Here is a 17,123-nt window from a genome sequence, read left to right as displayed (position 1 = left end):
TAGGGGATGTGATGTGTTAGTGGGAAGGATTTCAGTTGAGCTGGTGCCGCGCAGCCCGGAGGGGCTGCGTGAGGACCTGCAGATGATCAAGGATAATATTCATGGGGTGGATTTAATCAATATTCCTGATTTGCTGCGGTTTGAAACCCGCAGCTGGCAGGGGGCGGCCATTGCCCAGGATTTTTATCCGGCAGTGATGCCCCATATCAGGGCTATTGACGTGGATTTGACACAGCCTCTCGCCATGCGGCCGGAGCTTCGGCAGAGCGGCATTACGGAGGTGCTGGTCATCGAGGGGGATCCGCCCCAGGATATGAGCCACAAATTCTATCCTACTGTGACCACTGATGTGATTCAGAAATTTCATCAGGAAATGCCGGAGGTAAAGGTGTATGCCGGCATTGACCAGTACCGTGGCAGCATGCGCCAGGAGCTGTACCGCATCCAGCGCAAGCTGCAGGCGGGGGCGGTGGGCTTTTTCACCCAGCCGTTCTTTGACATGCGGCTGCTGGAGATGTATGCTGACATGCTGCAGGGGCAGAATGTGTATTGGGGTATCACACCTATTGCCTCTGAGCGTTCCAAGAGCTACTGGGAATTGAAAAATAACGTGATTTTCCCAAGGGATTTTGAGCCGACTCTGGAGTGGAGCATTTACTTTGGCCGAAAGGTAAAGGGCTTCATTGAAACTACAGGCGACAATCTCTATCTTATGCCTATTAAGGGGAATTTGCAGGCATATCTGGAGGGGATTCTCGGCAGCCAGCCGGAGTAATTCCGCCGCCGCGTCTATGTAAAAGGAGAGTATAAAGATGTTCAAGATTTTGAAGAAGCAGGAGCTTTCGCCCGGAATTTTTCATTATGACATTGAGGCACCGAGGGTTGCCAAAAAGGCGAGGGCAGGGCAGTTCATCGTGCTGCGTGTCAATGAGGAAGGTGAGCGCATTCCTCTGACCATTGCGGATTTTGACCGGGAGGCAGGCACCATCACCCTGATTTTCCAGGTGGTGGGAGCCTCCACCCAGCTGCTGGCAAGCAAGAATGAGGGGGAATCTATTCTTGATTTTGTGGGGCCGCTGGGGCAGCCATCAGAAATCAGTGAAAACATGGGCACCATTGTCTGCATAGGCGGCGGCATTGGCGTGGCTCCTGTTTATCCTATTGCCAGGGCCATGCACGAGGCAGGCAACAAGGTGATTTCCATCCTGGGTGCCAAGACCAGGGATATCCTGATTTTTGAGGACAGGATGCGTGCCATTTCTGACGAGGTGCTGATTGCCACTGACGATGGCTCCTACGGGGTGAAGGGCTTTGTGACCACTGCCCTACAGCAGCTGGTGGACAGGGGAGAGAAAATCGACCAGGTTACGGCCATCGGCCCAGGCGTCATGATGCGCAGCGTGGCGGAGGCTACCCGTCCTCTGGGGATAAAGACCATTGTCTCCCTGAACCCTGTCATGGTGGACGGCACAGGCATGTGTGGCGGCTGCCGTGTGCAGGTAGGGGATGAGATGAAGTTTGCCTGCGTGGACGGCCCTGAGTTTGACGGCCATCTGGTGGACTTTGACAGCCTTATGTCCCGCAGCCGCATGTTCCGGCCGCAGGAAGCACAGGCAAGGGATCACATCTGCAATATCGGGCTGGGGAGGTAAGGAAAATGGCATTAGTTATGACAAAGCACAAGATGCCGGAGCAGGACCCTCAGGTTCGTGCCCGCAATTTTCAGGAGGTAGCCCTGGGCTACGATGAGGAAACTGCTGTGGCGGAGGCCAACCGCTGCCTGGGATGCAAGGTGCCAAAATGCCGCCAGGGCTGCCCGGTACAGGTGAATATTCCTGCCTTTATCGGCAAAATCAAGGAACGTGACTTTGATGAGGCCATCAGGATTGTTAAGGAGTCCAACTCCCTGCCGGCAGTCTGCGGCCGCGTCTGCCCTCAGGAAAACCAGTGCGAGAAGCACTGTGTCATGGGCATCAAGGGTGAGCCGGTGGGCATCGGCAGGCTGGAACGCTTTGTAGCTGACTACCAGCTGGCAAAGAACGAGGAAATCAAGCCTATCCAGTTTGCAGAGGATGCCCAGAAGGTGGCTGTCATCGGCGCCGGCCCTTCCGGCCTGTCCTGTGCCGGTGACCTGGCAAAGCTTGGTTACAAGGTGACGATTTTTGAGGCGCTGCATGTGGCTGGCGGCGTACTTTCCTACGGCATCCCGGAGTTCCGCCTGCCGAAGGAAAAAATCGTGAAGCGCGAGGTGGAGAATCTCCAAAAGCTGGGGGTTACCATTGAAGTGAATGCCATTGCCGGGCGGCTTTTTACGGTGGATGAGCTTTTGGGTGAGATGGGCTTTGATGCGGTGTATGTGGGCACCGGCGCCGGATTGCCGCATTTTATGCACATTCCTGGGGAAAACCTCAATGGAGTATATTCCTCCAATGAGTTCCTGACCCGCTGCAACCTGATGAAGGCCTATGACTTCCCGAACCATGCTACCCCGATTGCCATCGGCAAAAATGTGGCCGTGGTAGGTGGCGGCAACGTGGCCATGGATGCGGCCCGTACCTCCCTGCGGCTGGGAGCGGAGAATGTGTACATCGTCTACCGCCGTTCCGAAGCGGAGCTGCCAGCCCGTGCCGAGGAAGTGCATCATGCCAAGGAAGAAGGAATTCAGTTCAAGCTTTTGAACAATCCTGTGGAAATTCTGGGTGATGAAAATGGCTGGGTAAAGGGGCTCAGATGCATCCGCATGGAGCTGGGTGAACCTGATGCTTCCGGCCGCCGCCGTCCTGTGGCAGTTGAAGGCTCTGAGTTTGAGCTGGCTGTGGACACCGTTATCATGGCTATCGGCAACGGCCCGAACCCTATCGTGGCTTCTACTACGCCGGGCATGGACACCAACAAGCGTGGCAATATCATTGCTGACGAGGAAACCTGCGCCACCACCAAGGAAGGCGTTTTTGCCGGCGGCGATATCGTAACCGGCGCGGCTACAGTTATCCTGGCTATGGGAGCTGGCAAGAAGGCTGCTGCTGCCATTGATGCGTATCTCAAGGCAAAGAAATAAGTATAAAGTTATATTGTGTTTTGTTATATTGTTTTTGGGCATGAGCTATGGGGCTTGTGCCTTTTTTCTTGACCTGCGGCACTTTTTGAGTGATAATATAAAGTAGCTTGTGTGTATTTTTGGAGGGATTTTCATGGAAAAGGCAAAGGTTTATTTTACGGATTTCAGGACGCCGGTAGGCACCAGCTGGACTGCCAAGCTGCAGAGGCTGTGCATTGCCGCCGGAATTAAGAATATCGACTTTGACAAGAAGTTTGTAGCCATCAAGATGCACTTCGGGGAGCTGGGCAACCTGTCTTTTTTGCGCCCGAACTATGCCAAGGCCATTGCAGACCTGGTGAAGGAGCAGGGGGGGCTACCGTTCCTGACGGACTGCAACACGTTGTATCCGGGCAGCCGCAAGAATGCCTTGGAGCATATTGAGTGTGCCAATATCAACGGCTTTAACAGCATTTCTACAGGCTGCCAGATTATTATTGGCGATGGCCTGAAGGGCACCGATGATGTGGAGGTGCCTGTGAAGAACGGCGAAATCTGCAAGACTGCCAAGATTGGCCGCGCTGTTATGGATGCGGATATTTTCATCAGCCTGGCACATTTCAAGGGGCATGAGACGACAGGCTTCGGCGGTGCCATCAAAAATATCGGTATGGGCTGCGGCAGCCGTGCCGGCAAGATGGAGCAGCATTCCTCCGGCAAGGTGGTAGTCAATGCTGAAAAGTGCCGTGGCTGCCGCCGCTGTGCCAAGGAGTGCGGTTCCGATGCCATCACCTATGTTGATAACAAGGCAGTGATTGACAAGGATATCTGCAAGGGCTGCGGCCGCTGCATCGGTGCCTGCGGCTTTGATGCCATCCGCAACGAGCAGTGGGATGCCGGTGATTTGCTGGACAAGAAGATGGCGGAGTATGCCCAGGCAGTAGTGCAGGACAGGCCGTGCTTCCACATCAACATGATGATGGATATTTCTCCGAACTGTGACTGTCACGGGGAAAACGATGCCGCTATTCTGCCGAACATCGGCATGGCAGCTTCCTTTGATGCTGTTGCTCTTGATCAGGCTTGCGTTGACCTGTGCCAGAAGGCGGAGCCTATTAAGAACTCCCAGCTGGGTGACAACCTGGCCAAGCCTGATTGGCACCATCACCATGACCACTTTATGGACAGCAATCCAAACGTGCATTGGAAGGAAACCTTGGAGCATGCGGAGAAGATTGGCATGGGGACAAGGGAGTATGAGCTGATTACCTTGAAGTGATTTCAGGGGGCAGGATATGTCCCGTAACACATAACTACCATGTAACTAAATTGTATATAGTATCAGAAAGAAATGTCATAAGTTCGTGCTTATGGCATTTTTTTTATGCCCAAAATTTCGTCATCCGCAAGACTCTACTTTTTTCCGTTAAAAAATAACGTAAATGTCTTGCGGGGGGGGGAGTCTTGTGCTATTATAATAGACATGTGGATAAATATACTTTTTAAGTGAGATGATTTGCTTTTTGAGTGTGAATTTGTGGTGGAGAAAATACATGGGCTATACCCGCAGGATAATGATGCTTTTGCACATTGTGACGGATTATCTGGCGATTGTGCTGGCGGAGCGCACGGCATTGTGGCTGCAAGGGATATTTCGCGTTGAGGCAAGCAGCATCATGGTTTTGCCCTGGGATTATCAGTATGTGTACATTCCAGGCATGTTTCTGCTGATTATGCTGCAGTCGGACGGTTATCGCTTCAATCGTCCGTCCTTGGATGTGGCAAGGGATGTGTTCAAGGGCAGCTGCTTTGGCTTTTTGATGTACACTTTGGTGATTTTCCTGATGCGGAACAGCATGCAGGTATCCAGATACTACGCAGGCTGTTTTTTGGTATTTATGCTGCTGTATATGGCACTGGGGCGGTATCTGCTGGGAAGGCTTATTTTGCGTGCCGGATGCCTGAAGGAACGGGTGCTGCTGATAGGTGCAGGAAAGACAGCGGAGCGGCTGTTGTCAGCTTTTAACGATGATTTTTGTTACTGCTACAAGGTCATAGGCGTGCTGGATGACCATCCTGTGTCGGAGAAGTTGCCTAGGCAGTATCCGCTGCTGGGAGGCTTTGAGGATGCGGCGAGGATTATCCGTCAGCAGGATGTGCGGACGGTGATTATTGCCGCACCGGGGCTTTCCGAGGACAGGCTGCGAAGCCTGCTGATGAGTATACAGCATCTGACAGATACGGTGCTTTTTACGCCAAGCCTTGTAGGCTCGCCTCTGGGCAGTGTGGAAATCAGTACCCTTTTTGTGGAGCAGTTGACGATTATCAAGAGCAAGAACAATCTGTCCAGGCGCATCAATCGCCTGACGAAGTTTGCCTTTGATATGGTGGTGACTTTGCTTGGGATTATTGTTATTTCGCCATTGTTGCTGTTGCTGGCAGTGCTGGTTGGTATTGACAACAAGGGTAGCGTGTTTTTCGCCCACAGGCGTGTTGGCAGAAACGGCAGGGAGTTTCCCTGCTACAAGTTCCAGACTATGGTGTCAAACGCTGACGAGGTGCTGGTCAGGCACCTGTCAGAAAATGCAGCCGCCAGAAAAGAGTGGGAGAGCAGTTTCAAGCTGACGAATGATCCACGGGTGACAAGGCTGGGAGCATTCCTCAGAAAAACCAGCCTTGACGAGCTGCCGCAGGTGTTCAACGTACTGAAGGGGGAGATGAGCCTGGTGGGGCCTCGTCCCATCGTCCGTGCCGAGGTGGAGAAGTATGGTGAAAATATCCGTGAATACTACATGGTGCGGCCCGGCATCACCGGCATGTGGCAGACCAGCGGCAGGAGCGATACCACCTATGAGGAACGGGTGGCAATGGACACATGGTATGTGCGGAACTGGTCAGTGTGGATAGATATGAAATATCTGGTGAAGACATTTGGTGCGGTGCTGGGCAAAAAGGGCGCGTACTAGGTAATTAATGAGCCAGGGATGATGTTTGACTGAAATGCTTGTGCTTGTGTTGATGTTGATATTGCTACTGCTACTGATATTAATGCTGATGTAATTGTCATGCTGGATTTGTGGGGGTTGAGGTGTTACTGATTGGAGATTATGTATAAGGTTGCAATAGTAATACCCACCTGCAATGCTGGCAGGGAGTTTGCCAATCTGCTGGCAGAGATTGCCCGGCAGAGCCTGCCCATTGATTACAAGTTAGTGATAGATTCCACATCAGCAGATGGGACAGCAGATGTGGCTGGAAACCATGGCTGGCAGGTGCGCATTATTCCACAGGCTGAGTTCAGCCATGGCGGTACAAGGCAGATGGCAGTGGAGCTTTTGCCAAAGGATATAGAGATAGTTGTATTCCTTACTCAGGATGTGAGACTGCCGGATAGATACAGCCTGGAGAAATTGCTTGGGGCATTTGTTGATGACCGGGAAGCGCAGGTGGCAGCAGCCTATGGCAGACAGGTTCCTCATGAGGGGGCAAGCATCTATGCAGCGGTGGACAGGGAGTTTAACTATCCTGCTGTCAGCAGGACAAAAAGCATGGCAGATAGCAGGGAGCTAGGCATCAAGACAACCTTTCTGTCTGATTCCTTTGCAGCATACAGGGTGCAGGATTTGCTGAAGATTGGCGGCTTTCCAAAAATCAATATCTGTGAGGACATGTATGTGGCAGGAAGGCTTTTGCTGGCAGGGAAGCGGATTGCCTATGTGGCAGAAGCAATAGCAAGGCATTCCCATGAACCAAAGCTAAAGGATATGTGGTGCCGCTATCGGGAGATGGGGCGCTTCCAAAAGGAAAACCCGTGGATAGGGGAAAGCTTTGGCCGTGCCGGTGGCGAGGGCGTGAGGCTGGTCAAATATCAGGCTGGACGTGTTTATAAGGAAAAAGGGATTATAGGAATTGGAAAAATTTTGTCTATGGATTTAGTTAGGTTTTTGGCCTACAAAGCAGGTATGTATATAACAGAAATATGATGGAGTAGTTTTGAATGAGGAAGATATTAAACCAAATAGCTATATGCTTGTATTCTCTTTTTATCAAGGTATTGCCTGGCATTAATGAACAAAAGGCAGATGAGAAGACAATAGTGGTATTTTTTCCTCAGCAGCTAGGTGATGCCTTGTTGTTTTCAGCAGTTTTGCAACAGTTAAGAGCAATGTATCCTGAAGATAGAGGTTATTGTATTTGTTTTATTGCAAATAGTGCAGTTAATGAATTTTTAAAAGTTGCAGTAGATATAGGGAGAGATATTAGTTTTATAGATTTTGATAAGGATAAGCTGTTTTCTGATTTTACTTATTACAAGAAGTTTTATAAACAGTATTTAATGATGGTTCATCATATTATTGTACCCAATCCTAGCAATAGTGGATTGTGTATAGGAATTGTATGTAATTCGAAATATAAAACTATTGCTGTTAATACATATCAAAGAAATATTTTATATAGAATAATGCTAAGAGGATTATCTGAGAATGATATTGTGGCGCAGAATCAACTAATGGTTTTTGAGTTGCATAAATTCTTGTTGAATAAGCTGGGAAATAGAGAGTATAGTTCGCACATACCGATTATAAAAAAATTGCCTCAAAAAGTTCAAGGCAGGTATTGTGTATTACATCCAGGAGCCAGCTTGAGCTACAAGGTGTGGCCTGTAGAAAGATATCTCCATATAGCTGATTATTTGACATCGGCGTTAGGATATGATGTTTTTTTGTGTGGCGATACATCAGATATGAAATATGGAAAGTACATAGAAGAAAACGCAAAAATACCATACAAAATAAAAAATTATACAGGAAAAACAAATTATGAAAAATGGATAGGTGTTATACAAGGAGCCCAACTAGTAATAGGAAGTGATAGTGCTAGCATACATATTGCGGCAGCTTCTGGTATTCCAAGTATAGTCATATGTGGGCTATATGATAAAGGACTTTTTTTCCCGTATGTTGTGGATGAAATTCTTTTAGGAACAATAAAACCCAAATGTTTGGAGACAAACATGGATTGCTGTCGTTGCAGAACTATAAGCTATACTGGTGCTGGCAATAAAGCTTGTTATGATAAAGTTAAAAAAGCTGATGTTGCTGTTTGTGTGGCAGCAATTTCAGTAAATGATGTAAAAAAGGCTATTCATAGTGTATTAAAACTTTCAGAATGGAGCGAGGAAATATGAAAGAGGCATGGATAAATAATTTATTGAATGCAAAGCATGATTTGCTGAACGAGATAGCCAAAGATGGCGGATATCTTGATAAGGTGCTGGCAGCGGCAGAGGTCATGACTGATGCCATAAAAAGCGGACACAAGATTTTGCTGGCTGGCAATGGGGGAAGTGCGGCAGATGCCCAGCATTTTGCAGGGGAGATTGTTGGCAGGTTTTTAGTGGAGCGTGAGGCTCTTCCAGCTATTTCCTTGTGTGTTGACCCTTCTGTGATGACCTGCATAGGCAATGACTATGGCTATAACGAGGTATTTGCAAGACAGTTGGCAGGAGTGGGAAATGAGGGTGATGTGTTTATTGGCATTTCTACTAGCGGCAATTCGGCCAATATTTATCGGGCTATGGAGATTGCTAAGAAGAAAAAGATTAAGACGGCAGGCCTCTTGGGACGGGACGGCGGAAAGATTAAGGAAATAGCTGGCATAAGTTTGATTGTGCCATCTGATAGTACACCTAGAATACAGGAAATACATGGTTTTACTGTGCATTTGCTGTGTGAAATCATTGAGAGAAATATCTTTGCGGGGGAGAAAAAAGTTCATGATTAATAATTTTTCTATGCTGAAAGATACAGTAAAAAATAAATTTTCTCAGCAGAATATATTGGTTATTGGCGATTTGATGGTTGATGAATATGTTACAGGTCAGGTGTCAAGGATTTCTCCGGAGGCCCCGGTGCCGGTTTTGCGATACAGGAAGAAGTCTATGGAAGCCGGAGGTGCTTCCAATGTTGCCAATAATGTCCATGCTTTGGGTGCTAGTGTAGCGGTTTCAGGCCTGGCAGCGGATGATTTTGCCGGCAGGTGGCTAAGAAAGCACTTGTATGAGATGGGCATAGATGTGTCCGGCATTATTGCAGAACAAAACAGGGATACCATTGTCAAGACAAGGTTTGCGACAAAGGGACAGCAGCTGTTGCGTGTTGATAATGAGCTTACAGAAGAAATAAATGCCAATTCACGCAATGCCATTCTTGCATATCTAAAAGAGCATATCTCAGGATTTTCTGCGGTGATACTTTCAGATTATAAAAAAGGTGTACTTAATTCAGGAGAATTTGTGGCGGAAATTATCAAAATCTGCAATGAGAATAATGTTTTGATTTCTGTGGACTCCAAGAGCCGCAATATTGAGGCCTTTAAAGGTGCGGATTTTGTGAAACCAAATAATTTGGAATTGGCAGAAGCTGTAGGAGTTGCCATAAAGGATGAGGATTCCTTGAATCGTGCCGGAGAGGAATATTTATTGCGGTCAGGTGCTAAGGCATTAGTGGTAACGAAAGGTGCGAAAGGTATTTCATTATTTAGGATAAATCAGGAAAGGCTTGATTTTCCAGCTGCGGAGGTGCAGGTATATGATGTAACTGGTGCTGGTGATACTGTAATCAGTACGATTACGTTGGGATTGGCAAGTGGCTTGGAATTTTCAGATGCCATCGTTCTAGCAAATCTGGCTGCCGGAAAGGTCATCAGTTCAGTGGGAACAGCGGCAATCAGGCAAGATGAGTTGATAAAGGCTATAGTGCGTGAAAAGAGGTAATAGGGATGTATATTGTAACTGGTGGAGCTGGTTTTATAGGCAGCTGCGTTGTACGCATGCTGAATGATATGGGGATACAGGATATTGTAATAGTTGACCATATTTCAGCAACTGATAAATGGAAAAATATGTGCAATAAATCTTATCTGGAATATATAAACAGGGATGAATTTTTGGGCAGGCTGGATGAATTTGCAGGCAAGGTTTCTCATGTTATACACATGGGAGCATGCTCCGCTACGACTGAGCGTGATTTTGATTTTTTGTATAAGAATAATTTTGAGTATAGCAAAAAACTGTGGAATTTTTGTGCAGAAAATGAGATAAGCTTTATTTATGCCAGCAGTGCAGCAACCTATGGTGACGGCAGTCATGGGTTTGATGATAAGGGCGATATAAAGGCTTTGCAGCCGTTGAATGGATATGGCTACTCCAAGCAGTTATTTGATTTGTGGGCAGAAAAGCAGATATCTGCACCTAAGCAGCATGTTGGTTTTAAGTTTTTTAATGTTTATGGGCCTAATGAATACTTCAAGGGGAGCATGGCAAGTGTAATTTTTCATACGTTTAACAGCATAAAGAGGACAGGCAGGATGGGTTTGTTTAAATCTTATAAAGAAGGTATAAAGGATGGACAGCAGCTGCGTGATTTTGTCTATGTAAAGGATATTTGCAATGTAATTAAATATATGCTGGAGCATCCTGAGATTAATGGCTTGTTTAACTTGGGAACGGGGGTGGCACGAAGCTTTTATGACCTGGCAGTGGCTACTTTTGCAGCTATGGGGCGAAAGCCTGAGATAGATTTTATTGATATGCCGGAGCATTTGAGGGGGAAGTATCAATATTTTACTCAGGCCAATATGGAAAAACTTCGTGCCGTTGGATATGAGGCTTCTTTTTATACATTGGATAGTGGCGTTGAGGATTATGTGTGCGATTATTTAATGAAGGATTATGCAGTGTATTGAGGCATAATGATTTCGGCTACATGGAGGTTTGGCTGCGTTGTTAATGGGGATGATGAATAATTTTTATAGGTACAAGTATTTATTATGGGTGCTTGTGACGAGGGATATAAAGAAAAAATATCGAAGAAGTGTTCTAGGAATATTATGGAGCATGTTAAATCCTTTGCTAATGATGATTGTTACTGCAATGGTATTTTCAACTTTATTTCGTTTCGATATTCCGAATTATATTCTTTATTTATTGATAGGGCAGGTGTTTTTTTCTTTTTTCTCAGAATCCACTAATTTTGCAATGAATGCTATTTTGGATAATGCTTCGCTATTGAAAAAAGTATATGTTCCTAAATATTTATTTCCTGTATCAAGGGTATTATCCAGTTGCGTGAATTTACTGTTTACTTTGCCACCAGTGTTGTTCATGATGTATTACACAGAACAATATCCTACGTTTGATGTAGTAAGTATTTTTATACCTTTGGTGGCATTGTTGATATTTTGTACTGGAATAGGGTTGGCATTGTCGGCAGTTGCAGTTTATTTCAGAGATATTTTGCACCTATATGGAGTGATATTGACAGCGCTCCAATATTCAATACCTATTATTTACCCTGAAAAGATTATTTCACTGCAGTACAAGTTTTTATTGTTGTATAATCCGTTATATTATTATTTGTCAGCTTTTCGTCAAGTGGTTATATGTGTAAAGTGCCGGATATTCACACGATTGTTGCTTGCTATGTATTTGCTATTATATCCCTGTTTGTAGGTGTTGTGGTTTTTAAAAAAGCGCAAAATCAGTTTATTTTGTATATATGAGGTATGTAGCGATGAACGAAAATGCAATAGAAGTTAGAAATGTCACGATGAAATTTAATTTAATGGAGGAAAAGGTAGATTCTATAAAGGAATATGCTTTGAAATTTCTTCAGAGGAAATTGCTGTTTAATGAGTTTATTGCCTTGGATGATGTTTCATTTGATATAAAAAAAGGAGATGTCTTTGCGCTGATAGGGTTTAATGGCGCAGGTAAGTCTACTATGCTGAAGATATTGGCAGGTGTATTAAAGCCAACCAGTGGACATGTATCTATTAATGGTAACATCGCACCATTGATAGAGGTAGGGGCAGGTTTTGACCAGGATTTAACGGCAAGAGAGAATATTTTTTTGAATGGGGCAATACTGGGATATAGCAAGGAATTTTTAGATGCACATTTTGAAAATATTATTGAATTCGCAGAGCTGAAAGATTTTGTAAATGTACCTGTCAAGAATTTTTCAAGTGGAATGTATGCTAGACTTGGCTTTGCGATTGCTACGGAGGTACGACCTGATATTTTGATAGTGGATGAAGTTCTTTCTGTAGGTGATTTTAAGTTTCAACAAAAATGTGAAAAGCGTATACGGGAGATGATAAGTAAGGGGACGACTGTGGTAATAGTATCACATACCATAGATTTAATAAGGAATTTATGCAATAGGGTGTTATGGCTTGACCATGGTAAAGTAAAAGAGTATGGCAGTGCTGAAACTGTATGTGAAAAATATGAGCCTTCTAAAATGCGTGGGAAGACTACTAGAAATTTATTTTATAATGGGAGAGAGGTAACACAACGAGTTATTTTGCAAAAAAATAGCATTAAGCAGGTTATTATCCATCCTATAACTTGGAAAAGACGTTATTTAGAAACAGATGAACTTGTAATGAGTATAAGGAGTTTATCAGGAGAGAGTTTATGCACAACGAAGGTATTTTTAAATGATTTTAGCGATAATAGAGAATATGCTATAGATGTAAACATGTATGGTTTAGCTGAGTATTCTGCTTATGATATTGTATTCAGCTTGTCAAGGGATGGTGAATGGGAGGAAGAATTCCAGCTTCTTACGACACTAAAATATGATAGTTCTATGGGACGTGCTATTTTGGATGATAAAGAGCAAGCTTGGTCAATTTGCATGAAGCTGATATAGAAATAAATATAATGAAGTAGTGAATATTGGAGAGACTTTATGTTGGATAGAAATATTGGAAAAATACACTTTATTAATAGGATTGATAAGGATAATGTTGGTGATTGGATTTGCTCACCATTAAACTATTTTTATGATTATTTTAAAAAGTATAACTTGATAAGGCATGATATAGATTTTATTGATTGGAATGAAATCCAGCGTGAAGATATAGTGATTGTCGGAGGGGGTGGACTTTTGTATGTCACAGAAACATTCAATTTATCAATTAATAAGTTATTGCAAAAGTGTGACACAGTTATTGCTTGGAGTGTAGGCTTTAATACGCATGGAGAGCAGTGGTCTAATGGAAACAATTTTCCAGAAATACCTTTAGATAAGTTTAAATTGATTTCTATAAGAGATTATGAACATCCATCGAATTTGGAGTATTTGCCTTGTCCATCGGTTTTTGCACTGCCGTCTCCGGATAGTGTTTCTGTTGATATAAAAAGAAAATTCGGATTAATTGGGCATAAGGATTTATCAGTTAATCTTGACAATTTGCATATAGAGGCTATTAGTAACAGTAGCAGTATAAATGAGATAGCAGAGTTTATTCTGTCCTCAGAAGCTGTAATTACTAATTCGTATCATTGTGCATTCTGGACTATGTTACTTAGGCGCAAGGCGATAGTGATAAATAAATTCAGTACGAAATTTGATTATTATAAATATCAACCAGAATTTGTTACGGTTAGTAAAAATGATGATTCAACAACTATAAAAGAAGTTTTGGAAGCAGCGTATGGACGGGCAAAGATATATGATGCTGCTTATGCTGAAGCTGTAAATTTGAACAATGATTTTTTTGAAAAAGTAAAAGAGATTATATTTGAAAAAGGCATAAAGGAAGGGAATGATTATCAGCATTTATATGAATTGAACAATTCAAGTTTGTGGAATACTCAAAATGAACTTAAGAAAATTGGTCGTATTTGTATCAGACTAGAGGAGTTGCAGAACAACATCAATGATTTACATGATGAGCTTTATGATGTAATAAACAATCTGCATGATGAATTATATGGAGTAAATGCACAATTAAAAGAAGAAATTTCAAGTGGGCGTTTTATAAAAAAAGCATTAGCTAAAAAGATTTTAGGCAAAGGTGATTAATAAGATGGAGTTTATACAAAAATTAAGTATTGGGGATATTGTTTTTTTAGTAGTAGCTATAGGGATAGCAGAAGCGGTTGGTTTTGTGTTTTTAATAAGATATATAGCGGTTGTTTTTGTGTTTTTAATAAGATATATAAAGAAGCCGTTGAAGAAGTTGATAGAAGCATATAGAGAGCAAGGTGCGGTTTTTGTTATATCAAAATTAAGAGAAAAAGGTAATGTTTTTTTTATAAAACATGGTTACAAGAATGTTGAGGCGGGAAAACAGTATTCAAAAAAAGTTATTAACTTCAACCTTTTTTCAAAAAGGCTTGATATTTATGAGGAATATGAGAGCAGTTTTGTAACGATAGCATTTTATCCTACAGGTGGTATGGGAGACTATATTATTTCAGCAAAAATATTGGAAGAAATACAAGCATGTTGTAATTGCCAAATTGATGTGTTTGTTGAAAAAAAGGTGTTTGGTGAAGCTATCTATGGTGGAAGAAAAAAAGTTAAAGTCGTTAGTGCAGAAGATTTCTATATTGAAGCAATCAAATATGATTTAGCAGTGTTAGTAGAGCATTTTGTTCATATTATTGGAAAAAAAGATGATAGATTGTTGCAATTTGCTCCTAACTTATACGATAAGGTGAAATACATAGAAAATAACTGGAATAAATTGTATGTGGATATCTCGGAGCAGTGCTGGCGTGAAAGAATACAGTTTGAGCGATGTAAAGTTTTAGGCTTGAACAGATGGACTGAGCTTCGTATGGGGAAAGCATTTAATGTAGAGAATATGCGAGTAACAATACCATTTAATTCTTTATATAAAAAAGACTTTATGGCAGTTAAATTCTATGGAACCAGATATGTAACTATTAATTATGGGGCAGATGCGATGAAAATTGGGTTCAAGCAGCTAAAGTTATGGCCTAAAGAGCATATAGAGGCATTTGTAAAATCATTTAAGCAGAGATTTGAAAATGTAAACGTTATACAATTAGGCGGTGCAGATGCGGAAAAGCTGGCTGGTATTGATTTTTATGTATTGGGTGAAAGTATAGAACTGACCAAGTATATATTGAGAGATTCATTGTGTCATGTTGATTGTGAAGGTGGACTGGTTCATTTAGCAACGCAGTTAGGTACTAAATGTGTTGTTGTTTTTGGGCCTACCCCTGTTCATATGTATGGCTATCCTCAAAATGTAAATTTATACAGCGATAAATGTAATAACTGTATGGGATTACATGAAGATTGGGCGTATACATGCTATCGAGGTGATGGAGCTCCGTGTATGAAGGAAATAGATAGCGATACTGTGCTGAAAAGTGTGGAAAATGTCATATATGATGATAAAGAGAGAAGTGAGGATGTTGTTTAAGGGAGAACATAGAAAAATAATAATCTTGTCTATTTTTTTAGGTATGATTGTATCGTATTTTTTTGTACATTGGAATACAGATTATTATTTATTACGGAGTGGAGATGTTAAAGAAGAAACATATAGGATATCTAATGAACATTCTATAATTCAGGATATGTATGTGGGGAGAAATTCATATATTCGTATATCCTGCTTTAAGGAAAATATTAAAAAGAATGATAAATTAGTTTTTACATTATCTCAAGATGATATAACTGAAAAGTATGTATATGATGCTAATAAATTGCGTGATAATAATTGGGACATGTTAAATGTTTATATGGATTTTGATGATTTTTTGCCAGGTGTAGGTCAATTGCAAATTTCCTTTGAAGGAGAAGGTGATGGCGTTACAGTTCTATTGGTAGAAAATCCTAATGAAAAGGTATTGCGACCTGCCATATTGGAAAATGAAATAAGTGACAATAAATATTTGGATTTTATGTATGACAGATATACTATGAGTTACTTTGCGCCATTGTGGTGTATCAGTACAATAGTAATTGGATGTTTGTTGTATAGTAGGAAATATTTCAGTCAGGCACTAAGAACATATCCAATTACAGTAGTGGCATTTGTTGTTATTTTTTATTGGATTGCAATTAAAGATTTTTATGTTGGGACTCACATCGAGGAATGGGTCAGAGCTTTTTGGATGATTGACTATAGATTTGGTTTTACTAATAGAGGCTTTGTGGGGTCTATAGTTTCTATCTGCTTAAAAGTGTTCAATGGTAATACATATTTGCCAGATAATGTGCTACGAGGCATTATTATTGGTTCAACGCTTATTGTAAGTGCAGTGGTTTTGCATGGAATATATTTATTGGAAAAGTATGCCAATGATAACCAAGATAAGCTGATAAAAGGATTTATGTTAGTTTTTGTATTAAATCCATTCTTTTTTACATATTATTTGAATACTAAATCCTTAGATTATTCGGCTTTATTAGGTCGAGTTGATATATTTTTTATAATGATTAGTATTATTGTATTTGAGTTGTTACTAAAACGAAAATACTTGTATTTAGTGCCTATTTGTATCTTTATAGGGATATGTATATATCACATTTATGCTATAACTATTGTTCCTATTATTTTGTCTTTATTGTTGGTTGCCTATTGTGATAGTAAGGAGGCAAAAGTAAAAAAAATATTGGTAATAAGTATCATGATTTGGGTAGGCTTGACAATTTACATGTCAAGTTTCACACATGTTCACGGGATACCTATTGATGAGTATTTTAATTTACAAGTAGCGAGAACGGATGTTGATTTGAAATATGATGTTACTACTTTTTATGCATACGGACATGAAGGAAGTGCATTTCCAGATATTGTTAAAAACCATTTATGGTATAGGTTTTTCCTGTTAGTGATGTTTACACTTCCTTTTTGGGGAATATATTTATACATTGTTTATAATCGTATTTATATTTCTAATAATCTTTTTGAGAAATTCGCTTATGCATCATTTCTGGGTTCTGGACTATTTTTATTTACGGCTATTCAATCTTCGGATTTTATGCGTTATTTTGCTGATTGGTATATGGGCCTAGGTTATGGTTTTTTTGTTTTGTATTTTTCTGATGGCTATGGGATGAAAACATGTGCTGAATATAATGGGCCCCCTGTCAAGACCACTTTTTAAAATTTTAAGAGTGTCATAACACAGTATAATACTAAGCTGCAAAACAGCTATAAAAAATCTCATCTGGTACTTTGTAGTCCAGTGCCTCATGCGGACGAAGACTGTTATATGTGTCCACATAGTCGTTAATCAGCTTACGCA

At 42.0% G+C, this 17,123-nt stretch carries 15 protein-coding genes; all 15 read left to right on the top strand.

What is annotated here, in order from left to right:
• The first annotated feature begins 19 nt into the window (after nucleotides 1–19).
• The 15 genes from FYJ84_RS01045 (at nucleotide 20) to FYJ84_RS00975 (ending at nucleotide 16,982) form a co-directional block, all read left to right on the top strand.
• On the top strand, nucleotides 20–775 hold the full coding sequence (locus tag FYJ84_RS01045; RefSeq protein ID WP_277006813.1) for a methylenetetrahydrofolate reductase: 756 nt from the start codon (nucleotides 20–22) through the stop codon (nucleotides 773–775).
• 37 nt (nucleotides 776–812) lie between these two features.
• A complete protein-coding gene (locus tag FYJ84_RS01040) occupies nucleotides 813–1,652 on the top strand; it encodes a sulfide/dihydroorotate dehydrogenase-like FAD/NAD-binding protein (RefSeq protein ID WP_154405276.1) in 840 nt (279 codons plus the stop codon).
• 5 nt (nucleotides 1,653–1,657) lie between these two features.
• Entirely contained in the window at nucleotides 1,658–3,058 is a 1,401-nt protein-coding gene (gene gltA / locus FYJ84_RS01035) for an NADPH-dependent glutamate synthase (RefSeq protein WP_154405274.1), read from the top strand.
• A 133-nt stretch (nucleotides 3,059–3,191) separates the two neighbouring features.
• Nucleotides 3,192–4,316: a DUF362 domain-containing protein gene (locus FYJ84_RS01030; protein WP_154405272.1), complete on the top strand. Its 1,125-nt coding sequence runs from the start codon at nucleotides 3,192–3,194 to the stop codon at nucleotides 4,314–4,316.
• A 274-nt stretch (nucleotides 4,317–4,590) separates the two neighbouring features.
• Nucleotides 4,591–6,003, top strand: coding sequence for an undecaprenyl-phosphate galactose phosphotransferase WbaP (wbaP, locus tag FYJ84_RS01025; protein WP_235901298.1), 1,413 nt, complete (start codon nucleotides 4,591–4,593; stop codon nucleotides 6,001–6,003).
• A 141-nt stretch (nucleotides 6,004–6,144) separates the two neighbouring features.
• Nucleotides 6,145–7,020 carry a glycosyltransferase gene (locus tag FYJ84_RS01020; RefSeq protein ID WP_154405268.1) on the top strand — a complete coding sequence of 292 codons (876 nt, stop codon included), beginning with the start codon at nucleotides 6,145–6,147 and terminating at the stop codon, nucleotides 7,018–7,020.
• Nucleotides 7,021–7,034: 14 nt separating this feature from the next.
• Complete coding sequence (locus tag FYJ84_RS01015; RefSeq protein ID WP_154405266.1) at nucleotides 7,035–8,225, top strand: glycosyltransferase family 9 protein; 1,191 nt, start codon at nucleotides 7,035–7,037, stop codon at nucleotides 8,223–8,225.
• A complete protein-coding gene (locus tag FYJ84_RS01010; RefSeq protein ID WP_154405264.1) occupies nucleotides 8,222–8,821 on the top strand; it encodes a D-sedoheptulose-7-phosphate isomerase in 600 nt (199 codons plus the stop codon). The genes FYJ84_RS01015 and FYJ84_RS01010 overlap by 4 nt, the downstream gene beginning before the upstream one ends.
• Nucleotides 8,814–9,812 (top strand): bifunctional heptose 7-phosphate kinase/heptose 1-phosphate adenyltransferase, encoded by a 999-nt coding sequence (locus FYJ84_RS01005; protein ID WP_205764033.1) that lies wholly within the window; start codon nucleotides 8,814–8,816, stop codon nucleotides 9,810–9,812. Before FYJ84_RS01010 ends, FYJ84_RS01005 begins: the two co-directional genes overlap by 8 nt.
• 5 nt (nucleotides 9,813–9,817) lie before the next feature.
• On the top strand, nucleotides 9,818–10,783 hold the full coding sequence (gene rfaD, locus FYJ84_RS01000) for an ADP-glyceromanno-heptose 6-epimerase (RefSeq protein WP_154405260.1): 966 nt from the start codon (nucleotides 9,818–9,820) through the stop codon (nucleotides 10,781–10,783).
• Between the two features lie 43 nt (nucleotides 10,784–10,826).
• Nucleotides 10,827–11,549, top strand: a complete 723-nt coding sequence (locus tag FYJ84_RS14965) for an ABC transporter permease (RefSeq protein ID WP_407060733.1) — start codon at nucleotides 10,827–10,829, stop codon at nucleotides 11,547–11,549.
• 61 nt (nucleotides 11,550–11,610) lie between these two features.
• Nucleotides 11,611–12,756, top strand: coding sequence for an ABC transporter ATP-binding protein (locus FYJ84_RS00990; protein WP_154405258.1), 1,146 nt, complete (start codon nucleotides 11,611–11,613; stop codon nucleotides 12,754–12,756).
• Between the two features lie 39 nt (nucleotides 12,757–12,795).
• Nucleotides 12,796–13,914 carry a polysaccharide pyruvyl transferase family protein gene (locus tag FYJ84_RS00985; RefSeq protein ID WP_154405256.1) on the top strand — a complete coding sequence of 373 codons (1,119 nt, stop codon included), beginning with the start codon at nucleotides 12,796–12,798 and terminating at the stop codon, nucleotides 13,912–13,914.
• 4 nt (nucleotides 13,915–13,918) lie between these two features.
• Nucleotides 13,919–15,289 carry a glycosyltransferase family 9 protein gene (locus FYJ84_RS00980; RefSeq protein WP_154405254.1) on the top strand — a complete coding sequence of 457 codons (1,371 nt, stop codon included), beginning with the start codon at nucleotides 13,919–13,921 and terminating at the stop codon, nucleotides 15,287–15,289.
• Complete coding sequence (locus FYJ84_RS00975; protein WP_154405252.1) at nucleotides 15,255–16,982, top strand: hypothetical protein; 1,728 nt, start codon at nucleotides 15,255–15,257, stop codon at nucleotides 16,980–16,982. Before FYJ84_RS00980 ends, FYJ84_RS00975 begins: the two co-directional genes overlap by 35 nt.
• Nucleotides 16,983–17,123 lie beyond the last annotated feature (141 nt).

Origin of the sequence: Anaerovibrio slackiae, from assembly GCF_009695585.1 — a bacterium.
GTDB classification, from domain to species: domain Bacteria; phylum Bacillota; class Negativicutes; order Selenomonadales; family Selenomonadaceae; genus Anaerovibrio; species Anaerovibrio slackiae.
Note: the sequence above shows the minus strand (reverse complement) of the source record. Positions and strands in the feature narration are given on the sequence as shown.

Bases quoted from the DNA above. Each gene is read 5' to 3' on its own strand.
- FYJ84_RS01040 (WP_154405276.1), top strand. From the start codon at position 813: ATGTTCAAGATTTTGAAGAAGCAGGAGCTTTCGCCCGGAATTTTTCAT.
- gltA (WP_154405274.1), top strand. From the start codon at position 1,658: ATGGCATTAGTTATGACAAAGCACAAGATGCCGGAGCAGGACCCTCAG.
- FYJ84_RS01030 (WP_154405272.1), top strand. From the start codon at position 3,192: ATGGAAAAGGCAAAGGTTTATTTTACGGATTTCAGGACGCCGGTAGGC.
- wbaP (WP_235901298.1), top strand. From the start codon at position 4,591: ATGGGCTATACCCGCAGGATAATGATGCTTTTGCACATTGTGACGGAT.
- FYJ84_RS01020 (WP_154405268.1), top strand. From the start codon at position 6,145: ATGTATAAGGTTGCAATAGTAATACCCACCTGCAATGCTGGCAGGGAG.
- FYJ84_RS01015 (WP_154405266.1), top strand. From the start codon at position 7,035: ATGAGGAAGATATTAAACCAAATAGCTATATGCTTGTATTCTCTTTTT.
- FYJ84_RS01010 (WP_154405264.1), top strand. From the start codon at position 8,222: ATGAAAGAGGCATGGATAAATAATTTATTGAATGCAAAGCATGATTTG.
- FYJ84_RS01005 (WP_205764033.1), top strand. From the start codon at position 8,814: ATGATTAATAATTTTTCTATGCTGAAAGATACAGTAAAAAATAAATTT.
- rfaD (WP_154405260.1), top strand. From the start codon at position 9,818: ATGTATATTGTAACTGGTGGAGCTGGTTTTATAGGCAGCTGCGTTGTA.
- FYJ84_RS14965 (WP_407060733.1), top strand. From the start codon at position 10,827: ATGGGGATGATGAATAATTTTTATAGGTACAAGTATTTATTATGGGTG.
- FYJ84_RS00990 (WP_154405258.1), top strand. From the start codon at position 11,611: ATGAACGAAAATGCAATAGAAGTTAGAAATGTCACGATGAAATTTAAT.
- FYJ84_RS00985 (WP_154405256.1), top strand. From the start codon at position 12,796: ATGTTGGATAGAAATATTGGAAAAATACACTTTATTAATAGGATTGAT.
- FYJ84_RS00980 (WP_154405254.1), top strand. From the start codon at position 13,919: ATGGAGTTTATACAAAAATTAAGTATTGGGGATATTGTTTTTTTAGTA.
- FYJ84_RS00975 (WP_154405252.1), top strand. From the start codon at position 15,255: ATGATGATAAAGAGAGAAGTGAGGATGTTGTTTAAGGGAGAACATAGA.